Annotated in this window: 16 protein-coding genes; 4 read left to right on the forward strand and 12 right to left on the reverse strand. The window is 67.5% G+C overall.

Annotated elements, in window-relative coordinates:
- The first annotated feature begins 10 nt into the window (after positions 1–10).
- The gene (locus GQF42_RS43210) at positions 11–1,549 is read left to right on the forward strand and encodes a CYTH and CHAD domain-containing protein (RefSeq protein ID WP_158929188.1); all 1,539 of its coding nucleotides are present in this window, start codon (positions 11–13) and stop codon (positions 1,547–1,549) included.
- 806 nt (positions 1,550–2,355) lie between these two features.
- Here GQF42_RS43210 and GQF42_RS43215 read toward each other — a convergent pair.
- Complete coding sequence (locus GQF42_RS43215) at positions 2,356–2,583, reverse strand: DUF5133 domain-containing protein (protein WP_158929190.1); 228 nt, start codon at positions 2,581–2,583, stop codon at positions 2,356–2,358.
- Positions 2,584–3,307: 724 nt separating this feature from the next.
- Between GQF42_RS43215 and GQF42_RS43220 the strand changes: the two genes are divergently transcribed.
- The 3 genes from GQF42_RS43220 (at position 3,308) to GQF42_RS43230 (ending at position 5,832) form a co-directional block, all read left to right on the forward strand.
- Entirely contained in the window at positions 3,308–3,685 is a 378-nt protein-coding gene (locus GQF42_RS43220; protein WP_158931298.1) for a transposase, read from the forward strand.
- Positions 3,686–4,054: 369 nt separating this feature from the next.
- Complete coding sequence (locus GQF42_RS43225; RefSeq protein WP_158929192.1) at positions 4,055–5,575, forward strand: catalase; 1,521 nt, start codon at positions 4,055–4,057, stop codon at positions 5,573–5,575.
- Positions 5,576–5,667: 92 nt separating this feature from the next.
- Positions 5,668–5,832: a hypothetical protein gene (locus GQF42_RS43230; RefSeq protein WP_158929194.1), complete on the forward strand. Its 165-nt coding sequence runs from the start codon at positions 5,668–5,670 to the stop codon at positions 5,830–5,832.
- A 741-nt stretch (positions 5,833–6,573) separates the two neighbouring features.
- Here the strand turns inward: GQF42_RS43230 and GQF42_RS43235 are convergent.
- The 11 genes from GQF42_RS43235 to GQF42_RS43285 all read right to left on the reverse strand — a co-directional run bounded on the left by GQF42_RS43235 (position 6,574) and on the right by GQF42_RS43285 (position 12,466).
- Positions 6,574–7,014, reverse strand: coding sequence for an ATP-binding protein (locus GQF42_RS43235; RefSeq protein WP_158929196.1), 441 nt, complete (start codon positions 7,012–7,014; stop codon positions 6,574–6,576).
- A 285-nt stretch (positions 7,015–7,299) separates the two neighbouring features.
- Positions 7,300–7,581, reverse strand: coding sequence for a gas vesicle protein K (locus GQF42_RS43240; RefSeq protein WP_158929198.1), 282 nt, complete (start codon positions 7,579–7,581; stop codon positions 7,300–7,302).
- On the reverse strand, positions 7,578–7,784 hold the full coding sequence (locus tag GQF42_RS43245) for a gas vesicle protein (RefSeq protein WP_158929200.1): 207 nt from the start codon (positions 7,782–7,784) through the stop codon (positions 7,578–7,580). Before GQF42_RS43245 ends, GQF42_RS43240 begins: the two co-directional genes overlap by 4 nt.
- On the reverse strand, positions 7,781–8,533 hold the full coding sequence (locus tag GQF42_RS43250; RefSeq protein WP_158929202.1) for a GvpL/GvpF family gas vesicle protein: 753 nt from the start codon (positions 8,531–8,533) through the stop codon (positions 7,781–7,783). Before GQF42_RS43250 ends, GQF42_RS43245 begins: the two co-directional genes overlap by 4 nt.
- On the reverse strand, positions 8,530–8,865 hold the full coding sequence (locus GQF42_RS43255; protein WP_158929204.1) for a gas vesicle protein: 336 nt from the start codon (positions 8,863–8,865) through the stop codon (positions 8,530–8,532). Before GQF42_RS43255 ends, GQF42_RS43250 begins: the two co-directional genes overlap by 4 nt.
- Positions 8,862–9,935 (reverse strand): SRPBCC family protein, encoded by a 1,074-nt coding sequence (locus tag GQF42_RS43260; RefSeq protein WP_158929206.1) that lies wholly within the window; start codon positions 9,933–9,935, stop codon positions 8,862–8,864. Before GQF42_RS43260 ends, GQF42_RS43255 begins: the two co-directional genes overlap by 4 nt.
- The gene (locus GQF42_RS43265; RefSeq protein WP_158929208.1) at positions 9,932–10,558 is read right to left on the reverse strand and encodes a DNA primase; all 627 of its coding nucleotides are present in this window, start codon (positions 10,556–10,558) and stop codon (positions 9,932–9,934) included. Before GQF42_RS43265 ends, GQF42_RS43260 begins: the two co-directional genes overlap by 4 nt.
- Position 10,559: 1 nt before the next feature.
- A complete protein-coding gene (locus GQF42_RS43270; RefSeq protein ID WP_158929210.1) occupies positions 10,560–10,817 on the reverse strand; it encodes a gas vesicle protein GvpG in 258 nt (85 codons plus the stop codon).
- A gap of 30 nt (positions 10,818–10,847) precedes the next feature.
- The gene (locus tag GQF42_RS43275; protein ID WP_158929212.1) at positions 10,848–11,618 is read right to left on the reverse strand and encodes a GvpL/GvpF family gas vesicle protein; all 771 of its coding nucleotides are present in this window, start codon (positions 11,616–11,618) and stop codon (positions 10,848–10,850) included.
- Positions 11,615–12,037 (reverse strand): gas vesicle structural protein GvpA, encoded by a 423-nt coding sequence (locus GQF42_RS43280; RefSeq protein ID WP_158929214.1) that lies wholly within the window; start codon positions 12,035–12,037, stop codon positions 11,615–11,617. Before GQF42_RS43280 ends, GQF42_RS43275 begins: the two co-directional genes overlap by 4 nt.
- 63 nt (positions 12,038–12,100) lie before the next feature.
- Positions 12,101–12,466: a gas vesicle protein GvpO gene (locus tag GQF42_RS43285; RefSeq protein WP_158931300.1), complete on the reverse strand. Its 366-nt coding sequence runs from the start codon at positions 12,464–12,466 to the stop codon at positions 12,101–12,103.
- Positions 12,467–12,562 lie beyond the last annotated feature (96 nt).

Raw genomic sequence — 12,562 nt, forward strand, 5'->3', positions numbered from 1 at the left:
CGCGCCCAGTATGACCCGTTCGAAGCGTGAGACAGAGCGAAAGTACGAAGCACCGTCGGCCGATGACACCTCGTGGCTGCCGGACCTCACTCGTGTGCACGGCATCGTGTCGGTCGTGGAGAAGGGCCTCGACGAACTGGACGCTGTGTACTACGACACGGACGACCTGCGCATGGTTGGCGCCTTGGCGACGCTGCGCCGAAGGACCGGCGGGGCTGATGCAGGCTGGCACCTCAAACTGCCCACGTCCGGGGACAGCCGGGAGGCGGTGCAGGCTCCGCTGTCAGACACGATTCCGGACACCCTGCGCGACCTGACCCTTTCGCGTACTCGAGGGGCAGAACTCAGGCCAGTGATCCGTATCCGGTCCTCCCGAAGCACGCGGCACCTCATCGATTCCGAAGGCGCGGTCCTCGCAGAGCTGAGCCTCGACAGCGTCCGCGCCGAGTCCCTGCTCGACACGACCGTACGAGCCTCATGGACCGAAATGGAGGTCGAACTCGCCAAGGACGCCGATCCCCTGCTGCTCGACGCCGTCGACAAGACGCTGCGCAAGAACGGTATCGCCCGCGCAGATGGTTCATCCAAGCTGGCCCGGGCGCTGGAAGAAACAGGAACGGTAGCGCCGCGCCTGCCGGACAAGCGCGCCGAGACCGTCGTACCCGGCTCAGCCGGCGACGAGGTCCTCAGGTACGTGGACGAGCAGAGGCACACCCTGGTGAACGCCGATCCCGCGGTACGCCGCGGCCTGCCCGACTCCGTGCACAGGATGCGCGTCACCTGCCGACGACTGCGCAGCATCCTGCGTTCCTACCGTGCGGTGCTGGACCGTGAGGTCACCGATCCGATCCGTGCGGAGCTCAAGTGGCTGGGCGGGGAGCTTGGCGCGGAACGTGACCAAGAGGTCCTTGTGGACCGGCTCAGCACGCGTATCGGAGCCTCGCCCCGTGAGCTGATCCTTGGGCCCGTCGACGCCCGTTTGCAAGTGTGGAACGTCGCCCGCACCTCAAAGTCGCGCCAGCGCACCCTCGACGCCCTGCTCTCATCCCGATATCTGGCCCTGCTGAGTTCGCTGGCCGAACTCACGGAACAGCCGCCACTGCGCCGCAAGGCCACTCGCAAGCCGGAGAAAGTCATGGTCAAGGCAATACTCAAGGAGCACGTCCGGCTGGCCGGCCGGGTGGCACACGCGCTGGAGCTTGCCCGGGGGACGGAACGCGACGCGGCCCTCCACCAGGCCCGCAAGGCGGCCAAGAAAGCGCGGTACGCAACAGAACCGGCGCGGGCATCGCTCGGTAAACCCGTCAGGCGGCTCGGCAAGCGTGTCAAAGCCGTACAGAAAATGCTCGGTGAGCATCAGGACAGCGTCGTTGCGCGCGACACCCTGCGGAACTTGGCCCTGGCGGCGCACGCGGCGGGAGAGCCCGCCTTCACCTGGGGCCTGTTGTACGGCCAGGAGCAAGCCGTGGCAGAAGGGTGTGAACGAGGACTGCCGGCCACATGGGCCGATGCAGCGAAGCCCAAACTACGGAAGGCGCTCGTTCACTGAGAGGTCATGTTCGAACCGCCTCCCGGGACCGCGCCGTGGCGGTCCCCTCCGCGGACCCACAGCCGCCTTCCTGGTGCGCGGCAGTACCGGAGTTCGCCGATACGCGCCGGTAAATAGGCGCCCGACGCGGCGGGTACCGAGCACGTGCGAGAGCCCCGGCGAACAGGGCCTGGAAGCCGGCGTTCAAGACACCGCGTGCAGCCGATGCCCCCGTCGGATCCACCGTGACGACGCCGATCTCGGCGAACACCTCCCGCAACCGCAGGCGCTCGACGGCGCGGTACAGCCGTCCGTAGTTCAGGTCCGCCGGCGCCGAGGCGCGCGTACACCTGATCGCGGTCGAGCATCGTCAACGAGCGGGTGTGCTCGGTGAGGCGGTGCGCGGTGGCGGCAGCGATGGTCGGCGGTTCGGCGGGCAGTCGGGCACCGAACCGGCCGGCGCCCGGCCCATCCCTGCGGGGTGTGCAGCAGGTCCCGGCCCACCAAGCGGTGTCCGCGGGCGGGCCGAGTCGCGCACGGCGTCGAAGCCGTACCCGAGCGTCGCCGCCTCGTAGGCATGCAGAGCCTCGGCCGAGCGGCCGACCGCCGGCGGCCTGGACGAGGCGGTCGGTCAGGACGCGGGCGTCACGCAGTGCGTTGTTCGCGTCTGCAGGCCGCAGTTCCACAGCGCCGCCCTCGATCTCCGCGCGCCGGGCCGGTCACAACGGCGGCACTGGGGTGACAAACCGGGCCAGCTCAACGAGCCGGCGGAGGAAGCCAGCAGGACGGCGGGGCGCACGGTGGTGCCGGGGACGCCGCAGGCGCGGTCAGAGGGCAAGAAGTGAGTCGTCTTCGGTTCGGGCCCCGGGCAGTTGGTGGCGGGCGGCGATAAGAGCGGCGTCGACGTCGCACGTGCCGGTCGACACGCACAGCGTGTACGCGACGTCATCCATACGCCGACGTACCTCCTCGCTGCCGTCTTCGGCGCGCAGGATACGCAGCGTCTCATACTGCTTGATCAGGTTCTGCAGCACGGCCGGGTGTGCCATGAGCATGGGGAGCCTCCTCGTCGCACCACTCACACAGGTTGACACACCGGCCCGTGTGCCCCGCTTCCGGCCTGCCAATCCCCGTTCGACGCAGGCAGGGATGCGCCTGGTGCGTGTGTGCGCCGCGGATGGCGCACTCCATGCCTCGGCGGCGAAACCTCGGCGGATACTCTGCGGACCAGTGGAACAACGGCGGCTCCGAACGGCTGGTGCACATTACCCACGAGGCGGTGCCCGGCAGGTCCCGATGTGGACTGTGTGCAGCTCGAGGACCTGGCGTTCGAGGGGGCGCGGGGATAAGCCGCCGGCGTGGGCCGAGTACAGCGCCGGGCGCAGCGTCGCGCGCTGAGGTTCCGCTTCGAGGCGGCCCTCGCCCGGAATGGCCTCCTATGGCTCACGGAGCCGACCGCGTGCCCAGCACCGTCCCCGGCGCCCACCTGGCAATGGGGAGGGGCTGCGAGGTGTGTCAGGGATGGGGAAAGGTCGTCACCGACGAGGGGCGGCACGAGCTGGCCGAATCGGTCACGAAGGCCGCCGGCCCCTGTCTCCGGGTGCGGTAAAGGCGCAGCGTCGGTGCTGGTCACAGGGTGGGCCGGGCCCCACGGTGCGCTGGAGCCGGTTGGCGATCGCGAGTCCCAGCCCCCCTCCGCCGGCGAGGACACGACGATGAGGTCGCACCCTTGCTGGTCGAGTTAGCGCAGGAACCTCGTACGGCCCGCGCCGGCTCGACCTGCGCGGACACGTCATCATCGGCGACGCGACGCACACGCAGACCGATCACGCCGAACGCATCACCGCCCAGGGCGCCCACTACATCCTGGCCGTGAGAGGGAACCGGAAGAGGCTCCGCCGACAGCCGCAGCGACTGCACTGGCGCGAGATTCCGCTCCAGCACCGCACCCGGGACACAAACCACGGCCGGCGCGAGATCCGCGGTCCGAAGGCCTGCACCCTCGAGCCCGGCCAGCTCTTCCCGCACGCCGTCCAGGCCATCGAGATCAAGCGCCGCCGCACGAAGCGCAAGATCGGCGAGACGACCGCCAAGATGGTAGACGTGAGCACCAGCCTCACCCTCGCCCGGGCTACCCGGCCCCACTCGCACAACTGATCCGCGTGGGTTGGCAGGTCGAGGCTCTGCGCCACGTGAGAGACGTGACCTTCGCCGAGGACGCCTGCCGCATCCGCGCTGTCACCGCACCCTGAGCGATGAGGCCCCCGTACCTCGCCATCCGCCTCATCCGCCAGGCCGGCCGGGCGAACATCACCGCCGCCACCGACCGCTATCGGTGACGAGCCGACCACGCACTCCAACTGCTCGATCTTGAAACCTGAGAACTCATCAGCTCTGGTGCGTTTACCGCGGCCGATTCGGGGTCACCCGGCCTGCGGCGCGAGGCCTCAGGTGAAACCAGGAGTTCAGCACGCCCGCGCGACCAGCCGTTTGTGGTTGCTGAGCACGGCGAAAGGCGTATCCATCATGACAGAGTTCCGACCGGCTACCACGACCGACTCGGGCGCCCCGGCGGAGAGTGATGAACATTCGCTAACCGTAGGTCCTGGGGGTCCGATTCTGCTGCACGACGCCTATCTGATCGAGCAGATGGCTCAGTTCAACCGGGAGCGGATTCCCGAACGCCAGCCGCACGCAAAAGGAAGCGGGGCTTTCGGTCAATTCGAAGTGACGCACGACGTGAGCGCCTACACGAAGGCGGCCGTGTTCCAGCCGGGCGTGCGGACCGATCTGGTCATCCGATTCTCGACCGTGGCGGGCGAGCGGGGCAGTCCGGACACCTGGCGTGATCCGCGCGGATTCGCGGTCAAGTTTTACACCAGCGAAGGCAACTACGACATGGTCGGCAATAACACGCCGGTATTCTTCATGAAGGATCCGATGAAGTTCCAGCACTTCATCCGGTCCCAGAAACGCCGGGCGGACAACAACCTGCGCGACCACGACATGCAGTGGGACTTTTGGACGCTCTCTCCGGAGTCTGCCCACCAGGTCACCTGGCTGATGGGGGACCGTGGCATTCCGCGTACCTGGCGACATATGAATGGCTACTCGTCGCATACGTATATGTGGATCAATGCCGAAGGTGACCGGTTCTGGGTGAAATATCATTTCAAGACCGATCAGGGCATCGAGTTCTTCACCCAGCACGAGGCCGACCAGATGGCTTCCGTCGACACGGACTATCACGTGCGCGACCTCTTCGAGCACATCCGTGACGGGAGGCACCCCAGTTGGACCCTGTACGTACAGATCATGCCGTACGAGGACGCCGCGACCTACCGCTTCAACCCCTTCGATCTCACCAAGGTGTGGCCGCACGGCGACTACCCGCTCATCGAGGTCGGCCGGATGACTCTCGACCGCAACCCGACGGACAACCACGCCGAGATCGAGCAGGCGGCCTTCCAGCCGAACAACCTGGTCCCCGGCATTGGACCGAGTCCTGATCGCATGCTTCTGGCCCGGCTGTTCTCCTACGCGGACGCCCATCGCCATCGCATCGGTGCCAACTACCAGCAACTGCCCGTCAACGCCCCCGTCGTCGACGTCCACACCTACTCCAAGGACGGGGCGATGGCGTACCGCAGGACGACCGACCCTGTCTACGCCCCGAACTCCAAGGGCGGCCCGGCAGCCGACACGGTCGGCTACGGGAACCCGCCCAGCTGGGAGGCCGACGGAGAGATAGTTCGTGCGGCCTACGTCTCTCACCCCGAGGACGACGACTGGGGGCAGGCCGGCACCCTGGTCCGTGAGGTGATGGACGGTGCGGCCCGTGATCGTCTGGTCGACAATGTTGTCGGTCATCTACTCAACGGCGTCAGTGAACCGGTCCTCGAGCGTGCCTTCAGGTACTGGTCGAACATCGACGAAACCATCGGCAAGCGCATCACCGACGGCGTGCGAGCCAAGGCTGATGAGAAGGACCCGAAGGCGGCCGAACAGGATAGTCCCGCGCGTCGCGCCATGCAGCACAAGGCATAAGGCTGCCACGCGCGGATCAGCCAGGCGGGCTCGCCCGAAGTGCAAGCTGTGCGACCCGAAACACGATGAATACCTGTGAAGGGACAGCTGCTGTGACAACCCCTGATGAGAATGACACCCCGCAGGTCGACGACGAGACGCGGCAGCGATCCGCCGAGCAACGGAACATCACCGCACCCACCCCGCGCGACGTGCGGGCCGAGGCTGACGACGAGGGCGAGTCCGAGCCGTCGGCCGGAGAAACGCAGGCCCCGTGACCGTCGGCCGCCTCCCCGTAAGTCCACACCGGCATCAGGTCGCGCGGGTTCGCGCGAGGGAGCCCAGGATCTCGTTGCGGTGGATCATCGGCGGCCGAAGTGGCCGTTGACGCGGATGACGTCCACACCGATGTCCTTGGCGCCGGCTTCCTCCGGGTCCGTGCGCGGAACGCCTCCACACAGGAGTGCAACCCTCGGCGGCCGGCCGCCGCAGCAGACGTCGCACGCCGACAGCGCGGCCAGCCGCTCGAAGTACTGCGTAGAGCGCCTTGTGGGGGACTTGCACGTCGTACCGCGATCATCAGGCACGCATGTCACGGGCCGTGGGTTCGAGGAAGGTTCGTCGGCCGCCTGGTTGCAGTCGAGGACTCGTAGGTGGTGTCGAGACGGCTGACCCCGGCCGGAGCAGGTGCCGCACAGCCGCCACCTCGGCGGCATGCGGCTCAGGCTCACGACCGGCCAATCACCGGAACTGGCACAAACGCGTCGGCCATCGAGTGCGGCTGCGGGAAGATTTCTTGGGCCCAGGCTCGTATGTCCGTCCGCAGCACGCACAGGATCGTTGCCATCCAGGCCCGGCCCGAAGCTGTTGGCGGGCCAGCCAGTCGCGGGGGACCGGGCAGCCAGCCATTGTGCGCGGCTCTATCCGTCTCCCCAGTTCACTCGAGGCGATTCACGGCCGGGACTCTCTCGGCCCGGCGACCCGAACAGCGAACGGACAAGCTGACAGGTGCGGGGTCATTAGTCCTTGCCGGAGCCGGCTGCGCCGGGCTCATCGGACGCGGGCCGCTGGAAGCACGCGGTGATGTCTTTGCCATGCGGGCAACGGTGCGCCTGCCAGCTGTCGGCAAGGGCTTCGACCAGGAGCAGACCGCGTCCCCCGAGAGCAGTGTCAGAGGGGTGACGCTGTTCGGGCAGTCGGCGGGACGCGTCATGCACGGTCACGTGCAGGCATTGTTCATCCCAGGTGAGGACCAGCTGAGCCGTACTGCGGGCATGGACATGCGCGTTGGTGACCAGTTCGGACACGGCCAGCAGGACCGAGTCTGCCAGATCGGGTGCCGTCTGTGTCCAGCCGAGCGTCGCCAGGTGCGTGCGCGTCCAGTCCCTGGCCGCCTTCGCCCCGCTGCTGACCGGCAGCGAACGTGCCCATCCCACAGCTCTCAGTGATGAGTTCGACACTGATCCTCCTCCAGTCGAACATGATGCCGATCTCGTCTGCTGGTAGAGCGTCGGCCTCAACGTTGGAGAACATCCTTGAGCCCGAAAAGGGGTTCCCGCCCGCCGGAGGTGGCGAGTCACGGTGCCGGTCTGAGCCTAGCCACCGGCGGGCGACAGGCAGCGGTTTCGGCGCGCGGCCGGGCGGCCGAGTGAGCATCGGTCAAGGACGGGTACGACGGCCGCGCGACTCGACACGGACTCATGGCCGCGAGGGCGGTGGCGACGCGCCCCGCGGCGAGCCCCAAGTCAGTCCCGGGGAAGCAGCGGTCCGAGTGGGCCGAGGTCCAGATTGAGGTCCTCGGGGCGCAGGCCATAGCGTTCGCGCAGGTCTACCATCCGCTCCTCCAGGAGCATCAGGGTGAGTCCTATCCGCTCCTCCTGGTCCGTGTTCAGTTCACCGGTTTCGAATCGGCGCACGGCTTGGCGTTCCATCAGCTGGCGCAACAATTCCACGACGGTGAGCACGAGTTTCACCAGGTCGCGCTCGACAGAGTCCGGTTCCAGGTCGAGCCGGTTGCGCGGCGTCACTCGGCCTCCTCTGGCGTCGGCAGTGTCTCGAAGGGCGTGGGTACCGACGCGTTCACCGAGCTGATCAGCGCGTTCAAGTCGATCCGGACCAGGTCGACGTCCGCGATCCGCAGGGTGATGTCGCCGGTGATGACGACTCCGCCGGCCAACAGCCTGTCGAGCAGGTCCACGAGCGCGATCTCACGACGTTCGACGACGGTCATAGCACCGCCTCTCCGGTGAACGAATAGGGTGCCCAGGGTCCGGTGACCTCCACCCGGATGCCGGGCGCCTCGTCCTTCGTCCGGTCCACCTGGTCCACGAAGTCCTCGGAATGCGCACGGGGCACCAGGTAGGCCGCGTTGAGAACGTTCCGGCCGGGCTCCGTGGAAAGCGCGGAACCCTGTGGGGCGTACAGCCTGGAATTCTCGGCGTATCGGCAAAGGCGCTCGTGCAGCGACTGGGCGAACACCTCGGCGAGCTGCCACCGCTCGTCGTGGGCGTGGGTGCTGGCGCGCCGCCGGCGCAAGTAGTCCCGGCCGTTTGCGGGCCTCTCGGCAAGGTCGGAAGCGGGCTCGGTGTCCAGGTACAGCTTCACACCCCACTCCACCCGGCCTTCCAGCCGGTTCAGGGTGCGCCGGAAGTCGTCCTGGCGTTCCTCGATCATTGAGCGCACCCCGCTGCTGTCCCAAAAGACCGTCGCGAACCGGAGTGGCAGCGGCGTGGTGACCTTGACCAGCGCGTCGATCACGGCTTGGTGCGCGCGGGCGGTCGAGCTCAGCCAGTCCAGGTCCTCCAACCGCGCTTTCAGAGCCTGCTCGGAGAAGTCGGCCTTCGGGACCGTGCTGACAACCGCGGCCAGCCGACAGTGGTGGAGCAACGTCGGGGAAGTGCCCCCGAGTGCCGTGAGCCGGGACAACGAGGGCCCCTCGAAGGGGTGGCAGACGGCGTAGACGTAGCTCAGTCCGGTCATGGTGCCTCCTTCGGGGTCCGGCCTCGCTCCAGCTCCTCGAGCCGTGCCAGTCGCTCGCTGAGTTCGGCGTTCTCCCGCCCCAGCGTGTCGCGGCGGGCCCTGGAGGAGAGCGCTGGGTCGCTTTCCCACCAGTCGATGCCCATCTCCTTGGCCTTGTCGACCGAGGCGACGATGAGCCTCAGCTTGATGGTCAGCAGTTCGATGTCGAGCAGGTTGATCCGGATGTCGCCCGCGATCACCAGTCCCTTGTCGAGCACACGCTCCAGGATGTCCGCGAGGTTGGCCCCGCCGCTGTGGCCGTACGGATCGGGAAGCCGGCTGGGCGACGTCATCGACGGCCTCCGCGCTCGTGGTACTCCGGCTCCTCTTCGTACTCGTACTCGTACTCGGGCTCGAGTTCCTCCGCCTCGTCCTCGTCCGTATCCTCGTCGGAGTACGGGATCTCCTCGGCTTCAGACTCTTCCTCGCGGGTTTCGTGCTGGCGGCCCGGGCCCTGCTCCTGTCCTTGTTCTTCCTCGGCCATGGCGTCCTCGTGGCTGCGGACCACCTCGCCGCCCCGGATCTCGCCGCGCCAGCCGTCCTCTGCTTCGCCCTTCAGGGTGACGAACCGGGCGAAGTTCTTCAGATCGAGCCTCGTCCGGCGGCCCTGGGCTCGCCAGAGGTTGCCGGTCCTCTCGAACAGGCCGCTCGGGTAGTACTCCATGACCACAAGGACCCGGGTGAGGTTCTCGCCGAGCGGGTGGAAGGTGACGACCCCCTTCGTGCTGCCCTTCGCACCTTCCGAAGTCCACTGGATGCGGTGGTCCGGGATCTGTTCGGTGGTGTGCGCCTTCCAACTCCGGGTGGACCAGGCGACCTTGGCCTGCCAGTCCGAGTGGGTGTCATCGGCGCTGCTCGCACTCCTGACACCCTTGGCGAAGGCCGAGAAGTCCTGATACCTGGTCCACTGGTCGTAGGTGGTACGTGCCGGCACGCCGACATCGACGGACTCCATGATGACGGTGGGCTTGTCGCCGCTGCTGCCTTTTCTCCTCCCCTTGCCGCCTGTGAGGTTACTGACGGCTTCCATCACGTTGTCCTTGGCGTGGGAGGCGCCGATCTCCAGTGCGGAACGCAGCGGGCCCTTGCCATCGGCGAGCTTGCGACCGCCTTCGAGGGCCAGCTCGGCGAAGCCGCGGCTGTTCCCTTCAGCGATGTCGTTGAGTCTCACAGTGGTCTCGCCGAGCTTGTGGCCGAGGCCGTTGAGCAGCCTCGTGGCCTGGGCAGCCAGGTATTCCCGGGCCTCGGTCTTGAGCCGGTCGGCGGCCTTGCTGCGGAGGACGAGGTCCCTGAACGGGTTGCCGGCCACACCTGCGCCTGCAGTGCCGGCCGCGGAGGTGGCGGATCCGAGGGGCTCGGTCATCGCTCGTCGCCACCCTTCCGCTCTCGGGACGCACTGGCAGTCCTGCTCCCGGCAGCCCTGCGCCCCCTCTTCGAACCCCCCGCAGCCGTCTTCGAGGCTGGAGCTGCCTTCTTGGCCGGGACCTTTTTGACCGGCGCCTGCTTGGCCGGCTTCCGGTCGCGCGGTCCGGTCGTGCGTTCCGCGTGCGCAGGGGCCTCCTTCGCGCGATCACCAGTCTCGTCCTCGGCGCGTTCCTCCGCAGGGCCCTCGGGGACGTCTTCGTCCTCCCGATACCCTTCCTCAGCGCGTCCGGAGCCGACGGGCATTGGGCTGGAGAGCCGTTCGTAGACCTGGGCCGTGCGGTCCTGCAGCCGGTCGGCGAGGGCATTCATCTGCCGTTCGATGATGGCGCCGGACACGGCTTTGCCGACTCCTCGCAAGTCCTGTTGGAGCTGGTCGCCGATCTCCTTGAACTGAGGGTTGTCCTTCATCTGCCGGCTCATGGTGTCCGCGAGTAGTCTCGGACTGAGACTGAGTTTCTTCCCGGCGACCAACGAGCCGACGGCGAGCGCAATTTTCAGCTTCCTCGTGCGGCCCAGGAAGTAGCCGGCTCCTACAGCTAGGCCGAGTGCGGTGCTCTTCATCTCACGTCCAGTTGCCTGTGGTTTCGCCGGAGCGCAATGCGGTCTCCAGCCGGTCGAGGAGTTCGTTCTCGCGTCGGTCGAACTCTTCCTCGGTGATCTCTCCCGCCTCCAACTGCTCCTCGAGGGTGGCCAGTTCGACCCTCACGGCGGCGGGGTCGCAATAGATCCGCTCCGCCTCACGGAGCACCTGTCGGACGGCCCACACGCTGCCGCGCACGGGGGCGAAAGGCAGCATCAGCACTTCACCGATCAGTCCCACGGTGGGCTCCCTTCGCTCGGGCCGGATGCGTCACCTGGGGTCGGGGTCCACGCCCTCCGCCCTGCTTGAGGGCGCGGCGATGCCGGGCTCGACGAAGCTGTACGGCGGGAGCGGGCCGTTGACACGAAGGTCCAGGTGCGGATGGCTCTTACGGACCTGCTCGATCGCGGCCAGAAAGTCCCCTGCCATGTCCCTTGCGACCAGGAACGATACGTTCACCAGCCAGCCCCTGGACTCGGGACCCACGCTGACCGCGTCGGCGGCCGGTGCCAGGAGGTCGTGCACCTCGGTCGCATCCTCGGCCTCCCTCGCCTTGACCGCAGTCGCGACCAGTTCGCCGAGCCGGAGCCTCTCCCTGTAACTTCCACCTCCAGAAAGGCGGTTGGCCTCAGCGAGGTCCCGGGCTTCCGCGTTCTCGGCCATGACCAGGTGCAGGACGGCTTCCTCGACGTGGGTGGCCTTGATGTTGTACTCGACCTTGCCGTTCAGCTCCCGCAGCCGCTCCTGGTAATGGTCGGACCGCTCGTCGAGCACCTGGGTGACCTCGTCGTCGTCGGTGGCTACGCTGCCGAAACGCATCGGCAGGACGCAGCCGCCCGAGCCGGCCTCGGCGAGGACGTTCCGGTGCGCGAGCAGGTCCCGGCGCTTCGGGCGCAGTTGCTCGGGGGCGTCACTCACCACAGCAGCAAGCTGGCCGCTGGCCAGCACCCGCACCGGCCGGGGAGGCTCTCCCACGCCGGCCATCCCCTCGGGAAGGGCCGGGTGCGCCCGCGTGGTGATCCCGTAGACGTAAGTGCTCACTCCTGCTCCTCCTTACGGCGCGCAGGAGGCTTGCGGGCTCGGGGGCGGGACTCGCTCTCCCCTTCCTGACGTGCCTGGGTGAAGGCGTCGGAAATGGTCTGCGCGGCACCGGACAGCGCACCCTTGGTCTTTCCACGGGCACCGTCCTCGGTGATCTCGCCGACGACCTCGGGCAGACCCGGGCTCCTGTTCGGTCCGGACTCCAGGTCGAGGCGATTGCATGCCTCAGCGAAGCGCAGATAGGTGTCGACGCTGGCCACAACGACCCGCACGTCGATCTTCAGGATCTCGATGCCGACCAGGGAGACACGCACGAAAGCGTCGATCACGAGCCCCCGGTCGAGGACCAGTTCGAGCACATCGTAGAGGCCACTGCTGCCGCCTCCGCCTCCGGTCTGCTGTGCCGGAACAACAGTCATGCCGGCGGTTCCTCCTTCTGGGTAGTCAATACACGGTTCTCGGTTCGCGGTGGGTGTGCCGGCCTAGCGGCCGTCGCGCCTGTCGGCCCTGCCCCGTTCATAGCGGCGGACCCGCCGGTAGCCGGTGAGCTGACCGTCCGGATCGAGTTCGACCCGGTAGCCGGCCATCAAGCTCATCGTGTCGGGCACCCTGGCCAGCTCGAGGACCTCGACCTCCAGCGACCAACCGTCCTTCGTCTGCTCGAACGAAGACACCGCCTCTGATACGAGGCCGGTGAGTTCCATGAACTGGGCACGCGCCTGACGCAGCACCTCCATGGGGGTCGGACGGCGATCGTCTGCCGCCTGTTCTCCATCGCCGTGCGACTCGTGAGCGTCGTGGGACTTTCGCGAACTCTGTGACTTGGGTGTGTCTTTTGCGTTCGACATGGCCACCTCTCACCGCGTGTGGCCGCCACAGCGTGGGCCAAACCTATGGGAGCCATCGCGTTCCTCCGCCCGGCCGTCACACCTGGTCGGAGTAAT

Source organism: Streptomyces broussonetiae (assembly GCF_009796285.1).
GTDB lineage: Bacteria > Actinomycetota > Actinomycetes > Streptomycetales > Streptomycetaceae > Streptomyces > Streptomyces broussonetiae.